Origin of the sequence: Streptomyces sp. NPDC001604 (assembly GCF_042893475.1) — a bacterium.
Taxonomy (GTDB): Bacteria; Actinomycetota; Actinomycetes; order Streptomycetales; family Streptomycetaceae; genus Streptomyces.
In genome coordinates, this window is record NZ_JBIAUY010000001.1 from 1 (window position 1) to 21,979 (window position 21,979).

General features: G+C 70.7%; 22 protein-coding genes, 1 pseudogene and 1 riboswitch. Of the genes and pseudogenes, 10 read left to right on the forward strand and 13 right to left on the reverse strand.

The window, feature by feature from the left end:
• The first annotated feature begins 354 nt into the window (after window positions 1–354).
• Window positions 355–1,863 carry a phytoene desaturase family protein gene (locus ACFY1E_RS00005; protein ID WP_389069492.1) on the forward strand — a complete coding sequence of 503 codons (1,509 nt, stop codon included), beginning with the start codon at window positions 355–357 and terminating at the stop codon, window positions 1,861–1,863.
• A gap of 61 nt (window positions 1,864–1,924) precedes the next feature.
• Here ACFY1E_RS00005 and ACFY1E_RS00010 read toward each other — a convergent pair whose 3' ends face one another.
• The 6 genes and pseudogenes from ACFY1E_RS00010 to ACFY1E_RS00035 all read right to left on the reverse strand — a co-directional run bounded on the left by ACFY1E_RS00010 (window position 1,925) and on the right by ACFY1E_RS00035 (window position 7,038).
• Window positions 1,925–2,893: a hypothetical protein gene (locus tag ACFY1E_RS00010; RefSeq protein ID WP_389069494.1), complete on the reverse strand. Its 969-nt coding sequence runs from the start codon at window positions 2,891–2,893 to the stop codon at window positions 1,925–1,927.
• A gap of 56 nt (window positions 2,894–2,949) precedes the next feature.
• Window positions 2,950–3,873 carry a methylenetetrahydrofolate reductase [NAD(P)H] gene (gene metF, locus ACFY1E_RS00015; protein WP_389069497.1) on the reverse strand — a complete coding sequence of 308 codons (924 nt, stop codon included), beginning with the start codon at window positions 3,871–3,873 and terminating at the stop codon, window positions 2,950–2,952.
• A gap of 240 nt (window positions 3,874–4,113) precedes the next feature.
• Complete coding sequence (gene thiE, locus ACFY1E_RS00020; RefSeq protein ID WP_389069499.1) at window positions 4,114–4,770, reverse strand: thiamine phosphate synthase; 657 nt, start codon at window positions 4,768–4,770, stop codon at window positions 4,114–4,116.
• A gap of 179 nt (window positions 4,771–4,949) precedes the next feature.
• Window positions 4,950–5,321, reverse strand: a complete 372-nt coding sequence (locus tag ACFY1E_RS00025; RefSeq protein WP_389069501.1) for an Rv2175c family DNA-binding protein — start codon at window positions 5,319–5,321, stop codon at window positions 4,950–4,952.
• A 91-nt stretch (window positions 5,322–5,412) separates the two neighbouring features.
• Complete coding sequence (locus ACFY1E_RS00030; protein ID WP_389069503.1) at window positions 5,413–6,654, reverse strand: NAD(P)/FAD-dependent oxidoreductase; 1,242 nt, start codon at window positions 6,652–6,654, stop codon at window positions 5,413–5,415.
• 32 nt (window positions 6,655–6,686) lie between these two features.
• Window positions 6,687–7,038: pseudogene (locus ACFY1E_RS00035) on the reverse strand (hypothetical protein).
• A gap of 53 nt (window positions 7,039–7,091) precedes the next feature.
• Window positions 7,092–7,203: riboswitch (TPP riboswitch) on the forward strand.
• Here ACFY1E_RS00035 and thiO point away from each other — a divergent pair.
• From thiO to ACFY1E_RS00065, 6 genes are all read left to right on the forward strand, one after another.
• On the forward strand, window positions 7,201–8,355 hold the full coding sequence (gene thiO / locus ACFY1E_RS00040) for a glycine oxidase ThiO (protein ID WP_389069504.1): 1,155 nt from the start codon (window positions 7,201–7,203) through the stop codon (window positions 8,353–8,355). It overlaps the preceding riboswitch by 3 nt.
• On the forward strand, window positions 8,352–8,552 hold the full coding sequence (thiS, locus tag ACFY1E_RS00045) for a sulfur carrier protein ThiS (RefSeq protein WP_344405171.1): 201 nt from the start codon (window positions 8,352–8,354) through the stop codon (window positions 8,550–8,552). Before thiO ends, thiS begins: the two co-directional genes overlap by 4 nt.
• 3 nt (window positions 8,553–8,555) lie before the next feature.
• Entirely contained in the window at window positions 8,556–9,350 is a 795-nt protein-coding gene (locus ACFY1E_RS00050; protein ID WP_389069506.1) for a thiazole synthase, read from the forward strand.
• Window positions 9,351–9,468: 118 nt separating this feature from the next.
• Window positions 9,469–11,394, forward strand: coding sequence for a Stk1 family PASTA domain-containing Ser/Thr kinase (gene pknB / locus ACFY1E_RS00055; RefSeq protein WP_389069509.1), 1,926 nt, complete (start codon window positions 9,469–9,471; stop codon window positions 11,392–11,394).
• A gap of 34 nt (window positions 11,395–11,428) precedes the next feature.
• Window positions 11,429–12,298, forward strand: coding sequence for a deoxyribonuclease IV (locus ACFY1E_RS00060; RefSeq protein WP_389069510.1), 870 nt, complete (start codon window positions 11,429–11,431; stop codon window positions 12,296–12,298).
• 76 nt (window positions 12,299–12,374) lie between these two features.
• Window positions 12,375–12,884 carry a DUF4396 domain-containing protein gene (locus ACFY1E_RS00065; protein ID WP_389069512.1) on the forward strand — a complete coding sequence of 170 codons (510 nt, stop codon included), beginning with the start codon at window positions 12,375–12,377 and terminating at the stop codon, window positions 12,882–12,884.
• 16 nt (window positions 12,885–12,900) lie between these two features.
• On the opposite strand, the gene ACFY1E_RS00070 is transcribed toward ACFY1E_RS00065, so the two are convergent.
• Complete coding sequence (locus ACFY1E_RS00070; RefSeq protein WP_389069514.1) at window positions 12,901–13,548, reverse strand: sulfite oxidase-like oxidoreductase; 648 nt, start codon at window positions 13,546–13,548, stop codon at window positions 12,901–12,903.
• A 175-nt stretch (window positions 13,549–13,723) separates the two neighbouring features.
• On the opposite strand from ACFY1E_RS00070, the gene bfr reads away from it, so the two are divergent.
• Entirely contained in the window at window positions 13,724–14,203 is a 480-nt protein-coding gene (gene bfr / locus ACFY1E_RS00075; protein ID WP_389069517.1) for a bacterioferritin, read from the forward strand.
• On the opposite strand, the gene ACFY1E_RS00080 is transcribed toward bfr, so the two are convergent.
• A complete protein-coding gene (locus ACFY1E_RS00080) occupies window positions 14,200–14,433 on the reverse strand; it encodes a bacterioferritin-associated ferredoxin (protein WP_389069520.1) in 234 nt (77 codons plus the stop codon). The two genes, bfr and ACFY1E_RS00080, sit on opposite strands and share 4 nt — an antisense overlap.
• A gap of 136 nt (window positions 14,434–14,569) precedes the next feature.
• A complete protein-coding gene (locus tag ACFY1E_RS00085; protein WP_099928210.1) occupies window positions 14,570–15,922 on the reverse strand; it encodes a class II 3-deoxy-7-phosphoheptulonate synthase in 1,353 nt (450 codons plus the stop codon).
• Between the two features lie 105 nt (window positions 15,923–16,027).
• Here ACFY1E_RS00085 and ACFY1E_RS00090 point away from each other — a divergent pair, with 105 nt between their 5' ends.
• Together ACFY1E_RS00090 and ACFY1E_RS00095 are read left to right on the forward strand one after the other, a co-directional pair.
• Window positions 16,028–16,084: a trp operon leader peptide gene (locus ACFY1E_RS00090; protein ID WP_078912442.1), complete on the forward strand. Its 57-nt coding sequence runs from the start codon at window positions 16,028–16,030 to the stop codon at window positions 16,082–16,084.
• Window positions 16,085–16,180: 96 nt separating this feature from the next.
• Window positions 16,181–18,046, forward strand: a complete 1,866-nt coding sequence (locus ACFY1E_RS00095; protein ID WP_389069523.1) for an anthranilate synthase family protein — start codon at window positions 16,181–16,183, stop codon at window positions 18,044–18,046.
• A gap of 17 nt (window positions 18,047–18,063) precedes the next feature.
• Here ACFY1E_RS00095 and ACFY1E_RS00100 read toward each other — a convergent pair whose 3' ends face one another.
• The 4 genes from ACFY1E_RS00100 to ACFY1E_RS00115 form a co-directional block, all read right to left on the reverse strand.
• Window positions 18,064–19,092: a 6-phosphofructokinase gene (locus ACFY1E_RS00100; RefSeq protein ID WP_389069525.1), complete on the reverse strand. Its 1,029-nt coding sequence runs from the start codon at window positions 19,090–19,092 to the stop codon at window positions 18,064–18,066.
• Between the two features lie 138 nt (window positions 19,093–19,230).
• On the reverse strand, window positions 19,231–19,920 hold the full coding sequence (locus ACFY1E_RS00105) for a response regulator (RefSeq protein ID WP_389069527.1): 690 nt from the start codon (window positions 19,918–19,920) through the stop codon (window positions 19,231–19,233).
• Window positions 19,917–21,146 (reverse strand): MacS family sensor histidine kinase, encoded by a 1,230-nt coding sequence (macS, locus tag ACFY1E_RS00110; protein WP_389069529.1) that lies wholly within the window; start codon window positions 21,144–21,146, stop codon window positions 19,917–19,919. Before macS ends, ACFY1E_RS00105 begins: the two co-directional genes overlap by 4 nt.
• Window positions 21,147–21,173: 27 nt before the next feature.
• Complete coding sequence (locus ACFY1E_RS00115; RefSeq protein WP_389071535.1) at window positions 21,174–21,914, reverse strand: lysophospholipid acyltransferase family protein; 741 nt, start codon at window positions 21,912–21,914, stop codon at window positions 21,174–21,176.
• Window positions 21,915–21,979: the final 65 nt, after the last annotated feature.

Below are 21,979 nucleotides of genomic sequence, written 5' to 3' on the forward strand. Positions count from 1 at the left end.
ATGGCCGCCGTTGTCGCTGATGACCGCGACGTGGAGGGTGTCGGTGTGGGAGTCGACCCCGCCGACCACTTCCTGGTCTGCCGTGCTGTCCACGACCGCTGATGCCATGCTGATGGTGCCTTCCCAGCCGAAGGTGGGCGCCGGCCGGGTGGCGCAGACAGGACATTGAAGGGGCTTCTGACCAAGCTCCTATCAGGTCATGTTCCGCCCGGCCGGAGCCATGAGAACAGGTCCCGGGGGCCGGACAGAACAGCCAGAAGACAGTCCAGCAGGACGTCAGTCAGTGGCAGAGTCACGACCACCGGAACCTGAGTATCAGGATCAATGTCAGTGGCGGTCGATAAAGTCGCAGGCATGGGACGGATCGTGGTGATCGGCGCCGGGATGGGCGCGATGGCGGCCGCCGCCCGGCTGGCCGTCGCGGGTCAGCGGGTGGTGGTGTACGAGCGGGCGGAGACGTACGGCGGAGCGGTGCGGCGCTTCGAGCGGGACGGGTTCGGCTTCGACACCGGCCCCGGGCTGCTGACCCTGCCCGCTGTCTGGCGCGATCTGTTCATCAAGACCGGCCGGGAGCCACTGGAGGAGTGCGTCGAGCTGGTCCAGGTCGACCCGTCCTCGCGGCACGTCTTCGCGGACGGCACCGCGGTCGCGCTGCCGAACGCCTCGCGCGCGGGAGTGGTCGCCGCCCTGGACGAGGCGCTCGGGGCGGGCGCGGGCGGCCGCTGGGGCGACTTCCTGGTGCGGGCCCGGGAGGCCTGGGACCGCACCCGCCGGCCGCTGCTGGAGGAACCTCTGTGGCCCAACTGGCGTGTGCTGACCGACCGCGAGCCGTACCCGGCGGTCCCGCACAAGCGGCTGCTGCGCACCCGCCGCGCCACCACCCTCGCCGAGATCGGCGCCTGGGAGCTGCGCGACCCGCGCCTCGCGGCGCTGCTGGACGGCTACGCCCTCGCCCACGGCGTCGATCCGGGCACCGCTCCGGCGAGCGCGGCCGTGCTGCCGTACATGGAGCATGCCTTCGGAACCTGGTATGTGCGGGGCGGCATACGTGAGTTGGCGCGGGCGGTGTACGAGCGGTGCCTGGCGCGGAAGGTCGAGTTCGTGTTCGGCGCGGAGGTCACCGGGGTCCTGGAGAAGGACGGCCGCGCGGCGGGCGTGGAACTGTCCGACGGGACCGTGGCGGAGGCGGACACGGTCGTCGGTTCGGGTCCCTGGCGGCTGTCCGGCCTCGTGCCGGGCCGGAAACTCTACGGGACTGAAGACGTCGAGCCCGGCGCCGAAGACCTGCACCCCGGCCGGGTGGTGGTGTGCCTGGCACTGCGCGGAGCGCGGGAGCCGGATGCCGCGCACCGCACGGTGGTGCACTCGCCGGACGGGGCGGAGGAGCTGTCCCTGTTCAGGCCGGGGGGAACTCCCGCGCGGCCCACGGTTCGCATCGACCGCCCGGACGACCCGGCGCTGCGCCCCGACGGGGAGCACGAGTCCGTGGTGCTGACGGCGACGGTGCCGTCCGCCCTGGGGTACGACTGGGCCGCGCCGGGGGCCGCCGACGCCTTTGCGGACCGGATGGTCGCCGCCGCCGAGCGTGCGGTGCCAGGGCTGCGTGAGCGGACGCTGTGGCGCGAGGTCCGCACCCCTGTGCACACCGAGCGGGAGACGGGGGCCGAGGGCGGCGCCGTCCCGCCGCCGTCGCTGGCGTCCGCAGAGGGCACCCTGCACCCGTCCAACAGCACGGCGATACCGGGCCTGTTCACCGCCGGAGGCTGGTCGCACCCCGGCGGGGGGCTGCCGCACGCCGGTATGTCGGGGGCGCTGGTGGCCGGTCTGATCGTGGAGGGGCCGGAGTTCCGGGGCTCTCAGTGAGCGCCCCGGGCTGAAGGGTCCTCAGAGGCGGTACCGGGCCACCAGAAACGGTACTGCGCGTTCAGAAGCGGTACTGCTCGTCGTATCCGTGCCCCTGAGCATGGCCCTGCCCCTGGCCCTGGCCGTTGTCCTGGTAGGGGTAGGCCTGCTCCTGCGGGAGCTCGCCGCCGTAGGTCTCGTCGGTGCGCTGCTGCGGGACCCATACCCCGCCGGACGGGGTCTGGCCGTCGTAGCCGCCGGTGGCGTACTGGTCCTGGCCGTAGCCCTGCTGGCCGTACTGACCGTAGGCGTCGTAGCCGCCGCCGTAGGTCTGGGTGCCGATGTACGGGTCGGAGTAGGCGGCGTACTGCTGCTGGCCGGTGGTGTCGTAGCCGTACTGCTGCTGGCTGTAGCCGGAGTAGTCGTACCCGTAGGACTGGTCGGCGCCCTGCGCGGCTGTCGCGTACTGGTCCTGGGACTGCCCCGCGTTCGCGTAGGACGCGTCGGCGGCGGCGTACGCGGAGTCGCTGTATATGCCGTAGGAGCCGGTGTCCTCGGGCAGGGGCTGCGGCTCGTAGACCGCGGTGGTCTCGGCGGGGGCGGGCTGGGAGGAGCGGGCGGGCGTGAAGACGTCGTCGCGGTCGTAGTCGTCCTCGTTGCCGTAGGACACGCTGTCGCGGTGGTAGACGTCCTGGTCGTCGTGGCCGTCGTCGCCCGGCTCGAGGTCGGAGACCTCCAGGGTCGGGTCCTGGTGGTCCGGTTCGCCGTGGCCGCGCTTGCCGACGCCGGGGATGCCGGTCCGGCTGACCGCCCAGCCCGATGCGAAGCCGCGGCGGAACGACAGCGTGACGTAGGTCTGGCCGACCGCGAACGCGGCGGCGCCGAGACCGATGACGATCACCGAGGGGATCAGCACCCCGAGCACGACGCCGAGGAACCCGGCGAAGGCGAGCAGTCGCCAGCGCAGCCGCGCCTTGTACTGCAGCAGCACCTCGCCCAGCAGCCACAGCGCGACGATGCCGAACGCGATGTAGAGGACCGTCCAGCCCATGTACGCCCCTCTCCGAGTCGCCGCTACGCAGTGTGTCGTATACCCGTGCGGCCGGTCTAGGCCTGCGGGGGGTGGTGCAGGCCCAGGTTTTCGTAGATTTCCAGCGTCGCCGTGGAGTTGTTGAGCGTGATGAAGTGCAGTCCGGGCACTCCCTCGGCCAGCAGCCGCGCGCAGAACTCCGTGGCGAATTCGATGCCAATGGAGCGTACAGCGGTCGGATCGTCTTTTGCTGTGAGGATCCGCTCTTTCAGGGCGGCGGGGATGACGGCGTTGCTGAGTTGCGGCAGCCGCTCCAGCATCTTCACGCTGGTCACCGGCATGACCTCGGGGATGACGGGGGTGTCGCAGCCGGCCGCGTCGACCCGGTCACGCAGCCGCAGATAGGACTCCGGTTGGAAGAACATCTGTGTGATGGCGTAGTCGGCGCCGGCCCGGCACTTGTCGACGAAGTGGGCGACGTCGGTGTCCCGGTCCTCGGAGCGCGGGTGCATCTCCGGGAAGGCAGCGACGCCGACGCAGAAGTCGCCCGACTCCTTGATGAGCTGGACGAGCTCTGCGGCATAGGTCAGTCCCGACGGGTGCGGCACCCAGTCGCCCATGGGGTCGCCGGGCGGGTCGCCGCGCACGGCGAGCATGTTGCGGATCCCGGCGTCGGCGTACTGGCCGATGATGTTGCGCAGCTCGGCGATGGAGTGGTTGACCGCGGTGAGGTGGGCGACCGGGGTGAGCGTGGTGTCGGCGGCGATCTGCTCGGTCGCCTTCACCGTGCCCGCGCGGGTGGAGCCGCCCGCCCCGTACGTCACGGAGACGAAGCTGGGGGCCACGGCCTCGACCCTGCGGAGCGCGTTCCAGAGGTTGCGTTCGCCCTTCTCCGTCTTCGGAGCCCAGAACTCGAACGAGAACGTCGTCTTGCCGGTCGCGAGCATGTCACGCACCGTGCGCGCGTGGTCAGTCCTGGTGGATGCGGTTCCGAGGGCCATACCCGCAGGTTAGTCAGGGGGCGGCGACTCCCCCAACCGGATGGGGGACATTTGCCGGATTTGTCTATTTGTTGTCCACCTATCGGACAACCTGGCGGACATTTTTCGGACAACCCGTCAGACATTCCGTCCGACAAGCTGCCACACATTCCGTCGGACAACCTGCCGGATTCCCATAGGACAATCCTTCTGACGCCCATCGGACAATCTGCTGGACGCCGGACTCCGATCGGGCCTGCGTCACGCGCTCCGCAGCCGCTTCGCGAACTCCTGCGCCGCCGCGCCCGGGTCGTCGGCCTCCGTGATCGCGCGGACGACCACGACGCGGCGGGCGCCGGCCTCGAGCACCTGGTCGAGGTTGCCCAGGTCGATGCCGCCGATGGCGAACCAGGGGCGCTCGGTGCCCAGGGAGGCGGTGTACCGGACCAGGTCGAGACCGGGGGCGTGGCGGCCGGGCTTGGTGGGGGTCGGCCAGCAGGGTCCGGTGCAGAAGTAGTCGACGCCCTCCTGGGCGGCGGCAGCGGCGGCCTCGGACTCGGCATGGGTGGAGCGGCCGATGAGGACGTCCCCGCCGAGGATCGCGCGGGCCGCGGGGACCGGGAGGTCGCCCTGGCCGAGGTGGAGCACGTCGGCGCCCGCGGCGTGTGCCACGTCCGCGCGGTCGTTGACGGCGAGCAGCCTGCCGTGGCGGGCGCAGGCGTCGGCGAAGACCTTCAGGTGCTCCAGCTCCTCGGCGGCCTCCATGCCCTTGTCGCGCAACTGCACGATGTCGACCCCGCCCGCCAGGACGGCGTCCAGGAACTCCGGCAGGTCGCCCTGGCGCCTGCGGGCGTCCGTGCAGAGGTAGACGCGGGCGTCGGCGAGCTCGGCGTGTGCGGCGGTGGCGGTGTCGGGCATGACGAGGGTCCCCCGTGGGTGTCGTTCCTGGTCGGCGGCGTACGGGCGGCGGCCGGCCGCGGCCGTCGGTTGCTGCGGCCCGCACCGGTTTCTGCGGGCCGCACTCAGCCACGGCCGCGGCCCTGCCTGCGCGGACCCCGGCCCGTACGCCGGACGGTGTTCGGTTCAGCCTGTTCGGATCAGACGGCGAGCGCCTGGGCCCGGCGCTTCACCTCCGTACCGCGATTCTCGCTCAGCGCCTGCGCGGGGGTGCCGGGCAGGCTGTCGTCGGGGGTGAAGAGCCACTCGATCATCTCTTCGTCGGTGAAGCCGTCGTCCCTCAGGAGCGTCAGGGTGCCGGTCAGGCCCTTGACGACCCTCTGCTCGGCCGCGTCGATGAATGCGGCGGGCACGTGCAGAGCGCGGTTCTCACCTCGGCGTACGGCGATGAGCTGGCCCTCCTTGACCAGCTGCCGCACACGCGTCACCTCGACATCGAGCATCTCTGCGATGTCGGGCAGGGTGAGCCAGGCGGGGACGAGAGCATCGATCTTTGCGTCAATCTCGGTCACGGGGTCAAGCCTGCCATCCCGCACTGACAGTCGGAAGCCAGAAACGTCCGACCTGGGGCTTCACCCCCTGTCGTGGCCGCCCTTCTGCGTACTACGCCGTGGCCGTCTTCAGGGGCCGCGCCGGGTCCGCCAGCAGTTCGGGGTCCATCGGGGTGCCCGCCTCGATCAGCCGTCTGCCCTGCGCGAGGTCCCTCGGCCTGCCGACCGCCAGCAGGGCGACCAGGCGGCTCTCGCGCAGCCAGCAGACGGACCAGGCGGGGCCCGAGGGGTCGCCGCGCCACAGGGTCGTGTCGGCTGCGCTGTGATGGCCGGCGTACTGGACGAAGCGGCCGAACTGCTCGGACCAGAAGTACGGGACCGGGTCGTAGACCGCCGGGGGCTCGCCGGTGGCCTCGCCGATGATGTTCGCGGCCACCGTGCGCGGGCCCTGGAGGGCGTTGTCCCAGTGGTGGACCAGCAGGCGCTCGCCGTACCGTCCCGAGGGGAAGGAGGCGCAGTCGCCGACGGCGTAGACGTCCGGTGCCGAGGTGCGCAGGTGGGCGTCGGCCACGACTTCGCGGTTCGCGCCGAGTTCGATGCCGGCGCCGGCCAGCCAGGCCGTGGCGGGGCGTGCGCCGATGCCGACCACGACGGCGCCCGCGGGCAGCCGGTAGCCGTCGTCGAGGACGACCGCGCCGGGCTCGATGTGCGCCACGCGCGCGTGCGTACGCAGTTCGGCGCCCGCGTCGGCGTACCAGGCGGCCATCGGCGCGGCCACCTCGGCGGGCAGCGCACCGGCGAGCGGCCGGTCGGCGGCCTCGACGACGGTCACCGCGCAGCCCGCCTCGCGCGCGGCGGTGGCGAACTCCGCGCCGATCCAGCCCGCGCCGACGACCACGATGTCGTGCTGCCTGGCCAGCACGGGCCGCAGCCGCTCGGCGTCGTCCAGGGTGCGCAGCAGATGCACCCCGGGCACGCCCTCGGTGCCCGGCAGCGTCATCGGTTCGGCGCCGGTCGCGAGGACCAGGACGTCGTAGGGCACGGGTCCGGCCTCGGTGTCCAGCTCGTGCTCGCCGGGGCGCACGCCGAGCACCTCGCACCCCAGCCGCAGTTCGATGCCGAGCGCCTCGAAGTCGACGTCGAAGGCGGAGCCCTCGGACTTGCCGAGCAGCACGGCCTTGGACAGCGGCGGCCGGTCGTAGGGCTGATGGGGTTCGGCGCCGATCACCGTCACGGTGCCGGTGAAGCCCTGTTCGCGCAGGGCGACGGCCGTCTGGACACCCGCCATGCCCGCGCCGACGACGACCACGCGCCGCGCCGGTGACGTGCTTTCTTCCCGCGTCTGCTCGCTCACCTGATCACCATAGACAACTGACAATTCGTCAGTCAGGAGTCGTGTTCAGTGACCTGCTCCACAACACTGGTCCCGCTGCCCGACTGCGACTCCCACTCCCAGGTCTCCTCCAGCCGCACCCGCCCGTCCGGGAGCTCCACGACAGCCGAGACGCAGTGCCCCGAGGAGGTCGTCCCGTCACGCTTCAGCTGGACGTACCGGAAGTCCAGCCGGTCACCTGACCGAGTACCCACCAGATGCCCGCGCACGACGTCGCCGCCCGCGTACTCGGCCCAGATCTCGCAGCCCTGCTCGTGGTACCTGAACCCGGGTCCGGGTACCCACCTGACCTGGGGCCTGGTCGGCGACGGGAGCGAGGACGAGGCCGTCCAGGGAACGGGGCATGACGGAAGGCTCCCTTACAGAGGCGCGGCGGCTCGGGCTAGGGTGGCCAACGTACAAGCACTCGCGGGAGCCCGGACGCACCGGGCTGAGAGGGAGGCTGGCGGCCTCCGACCGTACGAACCTGATCCGGGTCATGCCGGCGAAGGGAGGGGCTGGACGCCCATGTCGTCACGTACGTCAGACGTCCTCGTCATCGGGGGCGGAATCATCGGCCTGGTCACGGCCTGGCGGGCCGCGCAGCGCGGTTTCGCCACGGCCGTCGTGGACCCCGAACCGGGCGGTGGGGCCGCCCAGGTGGCCGCCGGGATGCTGGCCGCGGTCACGGAACTGCACTACGGCGAGCAGACCCTGCTCGGCCTCAACCTGGAGTCCGCCCGCCGGTACCCGGCCTTCGCGGCCGAGCTCAGCGACCTCACCGGCCAGGACCTCGGCTACCGCCAGTGCGGCACGCTCGCCGTCGCCCTGGACGCCGACGACCGCGCCCATTTGCGCGAACTGCACGCGCTGCAGCGTGAGTCGGGCCTGGAGTCGGAGTGGCTGTCGGGGCGCGAGTGCCGACGCCTGGAGCCGATGCTCGCACCGGGCGTGCGCGGCGGCCTCCGGGTGGACGGCGACCACCAGATCGACCCGCGGCGACTGGCACGCGCGCTGGTGGCCGCGTGCGAGCACGCGGGCGTGGTCTTCCACCGCACCTGGGCCGAGCGTTTCCATGTCGTACGGGACCGGGCCTGCGGCGTCACCACGACCGACGGCACCGAGCTGGGCGCGGGCCAGGTGGTGCTGGCCGCAGGCAGCCTCAGCGGACGGCTGCCGGGCGTCCCGGACGACGTCCTGCCGCCCGTGCGGCCGGTGAAGGGGCAGGTGCTGCGGCTGACCGTGCCGAAGCGGTATGCGCCGTTCCTGAGCCGCACCGTGCGCGCCGTCGTCCGCGGCAGCCATGTCTACCTGGTGCCGCGCGAGAACGGCGAGCTGGTGATCGGCGCGACCAGCGAGGAGCTGGGCTGGGACACGACGGTCACCGCGGGCGGGGTGTACGAGCTGCTGCGCGACGCACACGAGCTGGTCCCCGGGATCACCGAGCTGCCGCTGACGGAGACGCGGGCCGGACTGCGCCCCGGTTCTCCGGACAACGCGCCCATGCTCGGCCCGACACAACTGCCCGGTCTGCTGCTGGCCACCGGCCACTACCGCAACGGCGTCCTGCTCACCCCGGTCACCGGCGACGCCATGGCGCACGTCCTGGCCACCGGTGAACTCCCGGAGGAGGCACGCCCGTTCACCCCCAAGCGTTTCGCGCTCCTGGAGCAGCCCGCATGAACATCTCCGTCAACGGAGAGCCCAGGGAGTTCGCTTCCGGCACGGCTCTCGACACCGTCGTACGCGCGCTGACCCCGGCACCCTCCGGAGTGGCCGCCGCCCTGAACGAAACCGTCGTCCCGCGCGCGCAGTGGCCGTCGACGTCCCTGCGTGAGGGGGACCGCGTCGAGGTCCTCACCGCCGTCCAAGGAGGCTGACCCATGGCCGACGACCCCTTTGTCATCGGCGGTACGTCCTTCACGTCCCGCCTGATCATGGGCACCGGCGGTGCCCCCAGCCTCGATGTCCTCGAGCGGGCGCTGGTGGCGTCCGGCACGGAGCTCACGACGGTCGCTATGCGGCGCGTGGACCCCTCGGTGCACGGCTCGGTGCTGTCCGTCCTGGAGAAGCTCGGCATCCGGGTGCTGCCGAACACGGCGGGCTGCTTCACCGCCGGGGAGGCCGTGCTGACCGCCCGCCTCGCGCGCGAGGCGCTCGGCACCGACCTGATCAAACTTGAGGTGATCGCCGACGAGCGCACCCTGCTGCCGGACCCGATCGAGCTGCTGGACGCGGCCGAGACCCTGGTCGACGACGGTTTCACCGTGCTGCCGTACACCAACGACGACCCCGTCCTCGCCCGCAGGCTGGAGGACGTCGGCTGCGCGGCGATCATGCCGCTGGGTTCGCCCATCGGCTCCGGGCTCGGCATCCGCAACCCGCACAACTTCCAGCTGATCACCGAGCACGCGCGCGTGCCGGTGATCCTGGACGCGGGCGCCGGCACGGCCTCGGACGCGGCGCTCGCGATGGAGCTGGGGTGTGCGGGCGTGATGCTTGCCTCAGCGGTGACGCGGGCGCAGGAGCCGCAGCTGATGGCCGAGGCCATGAAGCACGCCGTGGAGGCGGGCAGGCTCGCGTACCGGGCGGGCCGCATCCCGCGCCGTCATTTCGCGGAGGCGTCCTCGCCGCACGAGGGGCGTGCGCACCTGGATCCCGAACGCCCCGCGTTCTGAACGCGCGTTCGACAGGATCCGGAAGCCGGTGCGACCTCCGTCACAGCTCGGCTGCAGTCCCGCTCCGATCTCACCCGAACCGGCAGCCCTGTCAGTCACGGCTCGTACACTCACCTGCGTGGATACGACCCTTCAGGACCCTCTGGTCGGGCAGGTGCTCGACGGGCGCTATCGCGTGGACGCGCGGATCGCGGTCGGCGGGATGGCCACGGTCTACCGGGCCCTGGACACCCGCCTCGACCGCGTGCTCGCGCTCAAGGTGATGCACCCCACGCTCGCGGCCGACGGGACCTTCGTCGACCGGTTCATCCGCGAGGCGAAGTCGGTCGCAAGGCTCGCCCACCCGAACGTGGTGCAGGTCTTCGACCAGGGCACCGACGGGTCGTACGTCTATCTCGCCATGGAGTACGTCGCCGGGTGCACCCTGCGTGACGTGCTGCGCGAGCGCGGGGCGCTGCAGCCGCGCGCCGCCCTGGACATCCTGGAGCCGGTGCTCGCCGCGCTCGGCGCCGCGCACCGTGCCGGGTTCGTGCACCGCGACATGAAGCCGGAGAACGTGCTGATAGGGGACGACGGCCGGGTCAAGGTCGCCGACTTCGGCCTGGTGCGGTCCGTGGACACGGTCACCAACACCACCGGCAGCGTCCTCGGCACCGTCTCCTACCTGGCTCCCGAGCAGATAGCGCACGGCACGGCCGACCCCCGGGTCGACGTGTACGCGTGCGGTGTCGTCCTGTACGAGATGCTGACCGGCGACCGGCCGCACGGCGGGGACTCTCCGGCAACGGTCCTCTACAAGCACATCCACGAGGACGTCCCGCCGCCGTCGGCCGCCGTGCCGGGGCTGGCGCACCGACTGGACGAGCTGGTCGCCTCGGCGACCGCCCGCACCCCCGACCTGCGCCCGCAGGACGCGGTGGCGCTGCTCGCGCAGGCCCGCGAGGTGCGCGCCGCGCTCAGCGCGGACCAGCTGGACGCGCTGCCGCCGCAGGCCTTCGCCGCGGACCATCGGAACATCTCCGAGGACCGTACGAGCGTGATCCCGCGCGCGCTGACGGTGCCGCGTCCGCTGCCGGTGAACGAGGACGACGGCGGGATCCACCGCACCAGCCTGCTGGAGACTCCCCCGCCGCTGCCGCCGCGGCGCCGTGGCGCGCGCTCCCGGCGCGGTCCGCTCGCGGTCCTCGTCGCCGTACTGCTGATCCTCGGGGTCGGCACGGGCGTGTGGTACATCAACTCCGGCCAGTTCACCAAGGTCCCGTACGTGCTGGCGAAGACCCAGACGCAGGCCACCCAGCAGCTGCAGAAGGCCGGCCTCGACCTCGGCGCGGTCAAGCACGCGTACAGCGACACGGTGCAGCGGGGCACGGTCATCAGCTCGGACCCCTCACCCGGCACCCGCATCCGCGACAACGGGTCGGTGGCGCTCACCATCTCCGACGGCCCGGAGACCGTGCGGGTGCCCGACGTGTCGGCGCGGACGCTGGCCGAGGCGAGGGCCCGGCTGAAGAAGAGCGGGCTGGAGCCGGGCATGGTCACCCGGGAGTTCAGCGAGGACGTCCCCAAGGGCTCGGTGATCTCCACGACCCCCGAGGCGGGCACCAAGCGGCACGCGGGTTCGGCGATCGCGCTGGTCGTCAGCAAGGGCAGCCCGGTGGACGTCCCGGACGTCACGGGTGAGGACCTGGACAGTGCGAAGTCCGACCTGGAGGACGCCGGCCTGACGGTGAAGGTCGCCGCCGAGCGGATCAACTCCGAGTACGACAAGGGCCAGGTCGCGGCGCAGACGCCCGCGGGCGACAGCCAGGCCGCCGACGGCGACACGGTGACGCTGACGCTGTCCAAGGGACCGGAGATGGTCGAGGTCCCGGACGTCACCGGCGACAGCGTGGACGACGCGCACAAGGCCCTGGAGGATGCCGGCTTCAAGGTCGAGGAGGACCGTGGTCTGCTCGGCCTGTTCGGCGACACCGTCAAGAACCAGTCCGTGAAGGGCGGGGACACGGCGCCCAAGGGGTCGACGATCACCATCAAGATCCGGTGACGGAGCAGGTCGCAGCGCATGACACCCTGAACGGGTGAAGAGTCAGCAGTCCCGCAACCCCGTCGGCGGCCACGTCCCCGTGGCCGGCGGCCTCCACTCCGTCGGTCTGTCCTACGCCCACGATCTCAAGGCCGAGACGGTGCAGGTCTTCGTCGCCAACCCGCGTGGCTGGGCCACGCCCGCCGGCAATCCGCGGCAGGACGAGGAGTTCCGCGCGGTGTGCGCGGCCGAGTCGATCCCGGCGTACGTCCACGCCCCGTACCTGATCAACTTCGGCTCGCACACCGAGGCGACCGTGGAGAAGTCGGTGGAGTCGCTGCGGCACTCGCTGCGGCGCGGGCGGGAGATCGGGGCGCTCGGCGTGGTCGTGCACACGGGCAGCGCGACGGGCGGCCGGGACCGGTCCGTGGCCCTGAAGCAGGTACGGCAGTACCTGCTGCCGTTGCTGGACGAGCTGACCCACGACGACGATCCGTTCCTGCTGCTGGAGTCGACGGCCGGGCAGGGCGCCTCGCTCTGCTCGCGGACCTGGGACTTCGGGCCGTACTTCGAGGCGCTGGACGCCCATCCGAAGCTCGGGGTCTGCCTGGACACCTGCCACATCTTCGCGGCCGGCCACGACCTGACCGGCCCGAGCGGCATGCACCAGACCCTCGATCTGCTGGTGGACACGGTCGGCGAGGGCCGGCTGAAGCTGATCCACGCCAACGACTCCAAGGACGTGGTGGGCGCGCACAAGGACAGGCACGAGAACATCGGCGCAGGTCACATCGGCGAGGACCCCTTCCGGGCGCTGATGACCCACCCCGCCACCGAGGGCGTACCGCTGATCATCGAGACGCCCGGCGGCAAGGAGGGACATGCGGCCGATGTGGAGCGGCTGAAGAAACTGCGCGATTCCTGACCCGTTAGGGAATACCCCTGGGGGGTATACGGTTCCTGCTCGGTGCAGGAACCGTTACCTGACATTGGGGGCAGTCATGCAGCACGAGGCACACGCGCACGCACACGAGGCACACGCACACGAGGCACACGCGCACCATCACCCTGCGGCCGCCGGCTGGAGCACGGCCGCGCAGGCCACCCTCCACTGCCTCACCGGCTGCGCCATCGGCGAGGTGCTGGGCATGGTGATCGGCACGGCCTTCGGCTGGGGCAACCTCGCGACGACGGTGCTGGCGATCGTGCTCGCGTTCTTCTTCGGCTACTCGCTCACGCTGCGCGGGGTGCTTCGGGCCGGCGTCGACTTCCGTACGGCCTTCCGGGTGGCGCTGGCCGCGGACACCCTGTCCATCGCGATGATGGAGCTGATCGACAACGGCGTGATCGCGCTGTGGCCGGACGCGATGGACGCGCAACTGGCGGACCTGCTGTTCTGGGGATCGCTCGCGATCTCGCTGGCGCTCGCCTTCTTCGTGACGACGCCTGTCAACAAGTGGATGATCGGCCGCGGCAAGGGGCATGCGATGGTGCACGCGTACCACCACTGACCACCGAAGACCGGGATCAGAGCTCGGGGCCCTCCCCGGGCTCCTCCTGGTAGGAGTAGCGCTGCTCCTTCCACGGGTCACCGATGTTGTGGTAGCCGCGCTCCTCCCAGAAGCCCCGGCGGTCGGCGGTCATGTACTCCACGCCGCGCACCCACTTGGGGCCCTTCCAGGCATACAGATGGGGCACGACGAGGCGCAGCGGGAAGCCGTGTTCCGCGGTGAGCAGTTCGCCGTCCTTGTGGGTGGCGAAGATGGTCCGCTCGGAAGCGAAATCCGCCAGGCGGAGGTTCGAACTGAATCCGTATTCGGCCCACACCATCACATGGGTGACAGTGGGCGCGGGCGGCGCGATCTCGAGGATCGCACGAGCCGGAATGCCGCCCCATTCCGCGCCGAGCATGCTGAACTTCGTGACGCAGTGCAGGTCGCCCACGACGGTGGTGTACGGCAGGGCCGTGAACTCCTCATGGGTCCAGCAGTGTTTCTCGCCGTCAGCGGTGGCACCGAAGACCCTGAACTCCCAGCGCTCGGGGCGGAACTTGGGAACGGGCCCGTAATGCGTGACCGGCCAGCCGCGCTGCAGACGCTGCCCCGGGGGAAGCTCGGACTGTGCTGCTCCTCCTGAATCGCGTTCTCCCGATTCACGCTCCACCGGCTGACCCATGACTCCATCCTGACAGACCTCGGACGGTGCACTTGACCGCCCCCGCGAAAACGGGGCAATTAGTACTGAGCATGCACTTACCTACTAAGCGCAGACTTACTGGACGATCTTCCTCGCCGGTGCAATCATGCGGCGCAGCCTGCCAGTTCCACCCCGCTTGGAAGGAGCCTTAGCGATGCAGGGCGACCCCGAGGTCATCGAATTCCTCAATGAGCAGCTCACCGGCGAGCTGACCGCGATCAACCAGTACTTTCTGCACGCGAAGATGCAGGAGAACTTCGGCTGGACGAAGCTCGCCAAGTACACGCGGCACGAGTCGTTCGACGAGATGAAGCACGCGGAGGTGCTCACCGACCGGATCCTCTTCCTGGAGGGGCTGCCGAACTACCAGCGCCTCTTCCATGTACGGGTGGGACAGACCGTCAAGGAGATGTTCGAGGCGGACCGGCAGATCGAGGTCGAGGCGATCGACCGCCTCAAGCGGGGCATCGAGGTGATGCGGAACAAGGGCGACATCACGTCGGCGAACATCTTCGAGTCGATCCTCGAGGACGAGGAGCATCACATCGACTACCTCGACACCCAGCTGGAACTGGTGGAGAAGCTCGGCGAGGCGCTCTACATCGCGCAGCTGATCGAGCAGCCGGAGAGCTAGGCCGCCTCGTCGAGCGCGGCCAGGACCGGCTTGCCCTGATCTGCGAGCTCACGGCGGGAGCAGTCGCCCCGGCCCAGCAGCGCCTGGATACGCCGTACGCACGAACCGCAGTCCGTGCCCGCCTTGCAGGCCGAGGCTATCTGGCGCGGGGTGCAGGCACCGTCCTCCGCGTGCTTCTTGACCTGCTGTTCCGTGATGCCGAAGCAACTGCAGACGAACACGCGGTTCACCTCCCGCCGGGATCGAAGTGGTGCCGTCCCGATTGATCGGTGAGGCTAACCTAACCTTACCCGGCGCTTGGATCCGGCAAAAGTGCAGAGGGGCGCGGATCGTATGTGATCCGCGCCCCATCGCTCTGATCAGCGGTTACTGGTCCCGGTACATCTCCGCGACGAGGAACGCCAGGTCGAGGGACTGGCTGCGGTTCAGGCGCGGGTCGCAGGCCGTCTCGTAGCGCTGGTGCAGATCGTCGACGAAGATCTCGTCGCCGCCGCCCACGCACTCGGTGACGTCGTCACCGGTGAGCTCGACGTGGATGCCGCCCGGGTGGGTGCCGAGGCCCTTGTGGACCTCGAAGAAGCCCTTGACCTCGTCCAGCACGTCGTCGAAGCGGCGGGTCTTGTGACCGGAGGCCGCCTCGAAGGTGTTGCCGTGCATCGGGTCGGTCACCCAGGCCACGGTCGCGCCGGAGGCGGTGACCTTCTCGACCAGCTCGGGGAGCTTGTCGCGGATCTTGTCCGCGCCCATGCGGACGATGAACGTCAGCCGGCCCGGCTCGCGGTCCGGGTCGAGGCGGTCGATGTACTGCAGCGCCTCCTCGGCCGTGGTCGTCGGGCCGAGCTTGATGCCGATCGGGTTGCGGATCTTCGAGGCGAACTCGATGTGCGCGCCGTCCAGCTGCCGGGTGCGCTCACCGATCCACACCATGTGCCCGGAGACGTCGTACAGCTGCCCGGTGCGCGAGTCGACGCGGGTGAGCGCGGACTCGTAGTCCAGCAGCAGCGCCTCGTGCGAGGAGTAGAACTCGACCGTCTTGAACTCCTCCGGGTCGGTGCCGCAGGCCCGCATGAAGTTCAGCGCGTTGTCGATCTCCCGGGCCAGCTGCTCGTAGCGCTGGCCGGAGGGGGACGACTTCACGAAGTCCTGGTTCCAGGCGTGCACCTGGCGCAGGTCGGCGTAGCCGCCGGTGGTGAAGGCGCGCACCAGGTTCAGCGTGGAGGCGGACGCGTGGTACATCCGCTTCAGCCGCTCCGGGTCCGGGATGCGGGCGGCCTCGGTGAAGTCGAAGCCGTTGACGGAGTCACCGCGGTAGGTCGGCAGCGTCACGCCGTCGCGGGTCTCGGTCGGCTTGGAGCGCGGCTTGGAGTACTGGCCGGCGATACGGCCGACCTTCACGACCGGCACCGAGGCGGCGTACGTCAGCACCGCGCCCATCTGCAGCAGCGTCTTGAGCTTGTTGCGGATGTGGTCGGCGGACACCGCGTCGAAGGCCTCGGCGCAGTCGCCGCCCTGGAGGAGGAACGCCTCTCCCTTGGCGACGGCCGCCATCCGGGCGCGCAGCTGGTCGCACTCGCCCGCGAAGACGAGCGGCGGATACGACTCGAGGTCCGCAACGACTGCGCGCAGAGCCTCGGTGTCGGGGTACTCGGGCTGCTGCGCCGCGGGCAGATCTCGCCAGGTGTTGCCAGCGCTCGCGCTGGTCTTAGCGTTCACGGTCACCCCGTAAACATTACGGGGTCGTGTCGACTGCTTTTCCCTCCGCTCGACTGGTGAGACGGGCGGATCACGCTCCGGACGGCGCGGTGGTGCGGTAGGGTGCACCGCATGTTCGCGCTTTCGACCCAGAACTGGTGGTGGACCGCTCATCCGGCGGCCCACTGACTGCGCGTACGCAAGACTTCGCGAAGGCCGCCCGAGGGGCGGCCTTCGGCGTTTCCCGGGGTCCGTTCCTCTCCAGTAGAGAAGGAAAACGGACTCATGCACCTGGCCGACCTGCTCGACGATCCCCGACCGTTCGCCCTGCTGCGCCGCCGCGCGCCGGGCCGCGACGAGAACACCGTGGAGGTGCTGCTCGGCCCGGTCACCACGTACGACCGCCTGGCCGACCTCCCCGACGAGGGCCTCGCACTCGTCCCCTTCCGGCAGATCCGCGAACGCGGCTTCGACGTCCGCGACGACGGGACACCGCTGGCCTTCCTCACCCCCGAGGAGTCGTACGAGATCCCCCTCGCCGACGCCCTCGCGCAGCTCCCGGCGCACGAGGTGCGGGTGGCGGGCGGCGGCTTCGACGTCGAGGACGAGGAGTACGGCGAGATCGTCGGCCGGGTGCTGCACGAGGAGATCGGGCGGGGCGAGGGCGCCAACTTCGTGCTCCGGCGGACCTACGGGGGTGAGATCCCGGAGTTCTCCCGCACCGACGCGCTGGCGCTGTTCCGGCGGCTTTTGGAGGGCGAGCGGGGCGCGTACTGGACGTTCGTCGTGCACACCGGGGAGCGCACGCTGGTCGGGGCCAGTCCCGAGGTGCATGTACGGATGTCCGGCGGCACCGTCGTGATGAACCCGATCAGCGGGACGTACCGATATCCCGCCGAGGGCCCCACCCCCGAGCACCTGCTGGACTTCCTCGCCGACGGCAAGGAGATCGAGGAGCTGTCGATGGTCGTCGACGAGGAGCTCAAGATGATGTGCACCGTCGGCGACATGGGCGGGGTGGTCGTCGGCCCGCGGCTGAAGGAGATGGCCCATCTCGCGCACACCGAGTACGAGTTGCGCGGGAAGTCCTCGCTGGACGTGCGCGAGGTCCTGAAGGAGACCATGTTCGCGGCCACGGTCACCGGTTCGCCGGTGCAGAACGCCTGCCGGGTCATCGAGCGGCACGAGGTCGGCGGGCGCGGCTACTACGCGGGTGCGCTCGCACTGCTCGGCCGGGACTCCGGCGGCGCGCAGACCCTCGACTCCCCCATCCTGATCCGTACGGCCGACATCTCCTCCGAAGGACACCTGCGGGTCCCGGTCGGCGCCACCCTGGTCCGCGGTTCGGACCCGGCGAGCGAGGTCGCCGAGACACATGCGAAGGCGGCGGGCGTGCTGGCGGCCCTGGGCGTACGTCCGGCACGGCCGCGCGAGGGCCACGCGCGCGTACGGCTCGCCGAGGACCCACGCGTGCGTGCCGCGCTCGACGGGCGCCGGGCCTCGCTTGCGCCGTTCTGGCTGCGGATGCAGGAAGCCCCCAGAAAGGGTGTCGAACTCGCCGGACATGCCCTGGTCGTCGACGGGGAGGACACCTTCACCGCGATGCTGGCGCACGTCCTGCGGTCGAGCGGCCTGGAGGTGACCGTCCGGCGCTACGACGAACCCGGGCTGCGGGAGGCGGTGCTCGCGCACGAGGGGCCGCTCGTCCTCGGGCCCGGTCCCGGTGACCCCTCCGACCTCGACGACCCCAAGATGCGGTTCCTGCGGGACCTCACCGCCGAGGTGATCAGGGGGCACCGGCACGGCGTGCTCGGCGTCTGCCTCGGGCACGAGCTGATCGCGGCCGAGCTGGGCCTGGAGATCGTACGGAAGGAAGTGCCGTACCAGGGGGCGCAGACGGCGATCGAGCTGTTCGGGCGGACCGAGACCGTCGGCTTCTACAACAGCTTCGTGGCGCGCTGTGACGAGGAGGCGGCGCGGGAGCTGGCCGCACACGCGGTGGAGGTGAGCCGGGCGGCGAACGGGGAGGTGCACGCGCTGCGCGGTCCGCGGTTCGCGGGCGTGCAGTTCCACCCGGAGTCGGTGCTGACACTGAACGGGACGACGATCGTGCGGGAGCTGATCGGCCAGCTGCACCGCACGACCGTGTAGCCGTCGGGGGACTGCCGTCAGCCGAAGAAGACCCCGACCTCCTCGTACAGCTCGGGGTCCACCGTCTTCAGCTTCGCCGTCGCCTCGGCGATGGGGACGCGGACGATGTCGGTGCCGCGCAGGGCGACCATCTTGCCGAAGTCGCCCTCGTGGACGGCTTCGATGGCGTGCAGGCCGAAGCGGGTGGCGAGCCAGCGGTCGAAGGCGCTCGGGGTGCCGCCGCGCTGGATGTGACCGAGGACGGTCGTGCGGGCCTCCTTGCCGGTGCGCTTCTCGATCTCCTTGGCGAGCCATTCGCCGACCCCAGAGAGGCGGACGTGCCCGAAGGAGTCCAGCGACTCGTCCTTGAGGACCACGTCGCCGTCCTTGGGCATGGCGCCCTCGGCGACGACCACGATGGGGGCGTACGAGGCCTTGAAGCGGGAGGTGATCCAGGCGCAGACCTGTTCGAGGTCGAAGCGCTGCTCGGGGATGAGGATGACATTGGCGCCGCCGGCGAGGCCGGAGTGCAGGGCGATCCAGCCGGCGTGCCGGCCCATCACCTCGCAGACCAGGACGCGCATGTGGGACTCGGCGGTGGTGTGCAGCCGGTCGATGGCCTCGGTGGCGATGCCGACCGCGGTGTCGAAGCCGAAGGTGTAGTCGGTGGCGGACAGGTCGTTGTCGATCGTCTTCGGTACGCCGACGACGGGCACCCCGTACTCGTCGGTCAGGCGCGCCGCCACTCCCAGGGTGTCCTCGCCGCCGATCGCGATGAGCGCCTCGACCTCCTGCTTGGCGAGGTTCTCCTTGATCCGGCGGATGCCGTTCTCCTGCTTCAGCGGATTGGTGCGCGAGGAGCCGAGGATGGTGCCGCCGCGGGGCAGGATGCCGCGCACGGCGGGGATGTCGAGGCGGACGGTGTCGCCTTCGAGGGGTCCGCGCCAGCCGTCCCGGTAGCCGACGAAGTCGTAGCCGTACTCCTGCACGCCCTTGCGGACGATGCCCCGGATGACGGCGTTGAGTCCGGGGCAGTCGCCGCCTCCGGTCAGTACTCCGACCCGCATGGAAATGTCCCTTCGCCGCAGTTGCCTGGTGACAGCCACGCTAATGGTGATCCAGGTCACAGAGGGATGGGCTGGAAGGGCAATTCCGGTGAATCAGCGGGCGGTTGGTTTACCCGCCGTCAAGCTCCCGTGTCGCCGTCACTCGTCGTCGAGTCCGCGCTCTATGGCGTACCGGACGAGTTCCACCCTGTTGTGCAGCTGAAGCTTGCCGAGGGTGTTCTGGACGTGGTTCTGGACCGTGCGGTGGGAGATGACCAGGCGTTCGGCGATCTGCTTGTAGCTCAGGCCCTTGGCGACCAGGCGCAGCACCTCGGTCTCGCGGTCGGTGAGCTGCGGGGCGCCCGGCTGGTCGGTGTCCGCGGCGGGCGCGGGCTCGGAGGCGAGACGGCGGTACTCACCGAGGACCAGTCCGGCCAGGCCCGGCGTGAACACCGGGTCGCCGACGGCCGTGCGGCGCACCGCGTCCAGCAGCTCGTCCGTGGACGCCGACTTCAGCAGATAACCCGTGGCGCCGGACTTCACCGCCTCCAGGACGTCGGCGTGCTCACCGCTCGCCGACAGCACGAGGACCCGCAGCGCGGGGTTGTGGCCGACGAGTTCCTTGCAGACCTGGACGCCCGGCTTGGCGGGCAGGTTCAGATCGAGCACGAGCACATCGGGGCCGGCGGCCTTGGCGCGGCGCACGGCCTGGTCGCCGTCCCCCGCGGTGGCGACCACGTCGAAACCGGACTCGGCCAGGTCACGGGCGACGGCATCGCGCCACATGGGGTGGTCGTCGACCACCATGACCTTGATCGCGTCCTGCCGCTCGTCGGTCGGATCCGTCATCGCCGCTCTGCCTTCCCCCGTGGGTCCTTCGCGTCCTTCGGTACTTTCAGTTCGACCTCCGTGCCCTGCCCGGGCACCGAGATCAGTTCGGCGCTGCCGCCGAGGTCGCGCAGCCGGCCGCGGATCGACAGGGCGACGCCGAGCCGCCCCTCCCCCTCGGCCTGGGCGAGCCGCCCCTCGGGGATGCCGGGTCCGTCGTCCCGTACGGTCACCACGACCTCACCGGGCTCGTCCTCGACGAGGATCCACGCCCGCGCGTCCTCGCCGGCGTGTCTGCGCACGTTGTCCAGGGCGGCGCCGACGGCCGCGGCCAGCTCCTTCGCGGCGGCTCTGGGCAGCAGCACGGCGGCGCCGGGTTCGGCGAAGCTGACCTTCGCGGCCGCGTACCGAGCGAGCAGCGCCCGTAGATCGACGGGACCGTCCTCGTCGTACGACGGCTCCTCCACCGCCCGTACGACCGCGCCCTCGGCGGCGTCCTCCGACACCCGGGAGACGGGGACCAGCCCGCCGGAGACCAGGGTGCGCAGCGCGACCTCCTGCTCACCGGCCATCCGGCCGAGCTCCGCCGCCTCGCCGCCGAGGACCGCGCCCCGGCGCTGCACCATGGCCAGCACCTGCAGCACGCCGTCGTGGATGTCCCGGGCGAGCCGCTCCCGCTCCCGGGTCGCGGCCTCGATCTCCAGGGCGCGGGCGAGGGTGCGCTCGGAGGCGCGGGCGACCTCGACGACGTAGCCGATGGCGATGGAGGCGACCCAGACCAGGATGACGTTGTGGACGGTGTCGCGGGCGGGGGCGCCGCGCTCGATCAGGTTGGCGGCGGCGACCGGGGTCGAGGCGAACGCGGCCCAGCGCCAGCCGCCCTTGATGGCGTACGCGAGGACCGAGCCTGCGGTCCATATCGACGGCAGGGTGGGGCCGCCGCTCTGGATGTGCTGCTCGTTGACCGCGAGCGGGGTGAGCAGGATGCCGGTGAGCGCGATGGCGAGGTCGACCGCGAGGAAGCGCTTGGTGCAGGCGGCCGCGCTCTGGACGCGGGGCAGGGTGGCGAGCGTCCACACGAACAGGACGACGTAGTAGGCGATGGCGACGCCCGCGTGGTCGTACTCGTCGTAGGCCGTGGCGAACAGGCCGACCGCGTACAGCATCGTGAGCACCCGGTACGCGGTGAGCGCACGCCACAGCGGCTGCTCGACCGACATGCGCATGACGCGCTCGCGCTTGGGCATGTCCCCCCACCCCCCTCGACCGAGAGCCTAGGCCTCGGACTTGTCCTTCTTGGCCTGCTCCTTGGCCTGCTCCTTGGCCTGTTCCTTCTCGGCCTTCGCCGCCTCCGCGATCTGGCGCTTCGCCGCGGTCGCGTACATGTCGACGTACTCCTGGCCGGAGAGCTTCATGATCTCGTACATGACCTCGTCGGTGACCGCGCGCAGCACGAAGCGGTCGTGCTCCATGCCCTGGTAGCGGCTGAAGTCGAGGGGCTTGCCGATGCGGATGCCCGGGCGCATCAGCTTGGGCATGACCTTGCCCGGCGGCTGGATCTTCTCCGTGTCGATCATGGCGACCGGGATGACCGGCGCGCCGGAGGCGAGCGCCACGCGCGCGAGACCACCGGGCTTGCCGCGGTAGAGGCGGCCGTCGGGCGAGCGCGTGCCCTCGGGGTAGATACCGAACAGCTCGCCGCGCTCCAGCACCTCCAGGCCGCTCCTGATGGCCGCCTCGCCCGCGCCGCGCGCACCGGAGCGGTCCACCGGGAGCTGGCCGACGCCCTTGAAGAAGGCGGCCGTCAGCCGGCCCTTGACGCCGGGCGTGGTGAAGTACTCGGCCTTCGCGATGAAGGTGACCTTGCGGTCGAGGACCGCGGGCAGGAAGAACGAGTCGGAGAAGGAGAGATGATTGCTCGCCAGGATGGCGGCGCCCTCCGCCGGAATGTTCTCCAGGCCTTCCACCCAAGGCCTGAAGGCGACCTTCAGCGGCCCCCCGATGGCAACCTTCATCGTGCCGTACAACACCCGTGTGCCTCCTGTTTCCGTCGGTCAGACCTTAACCCGGAGCACTGTCA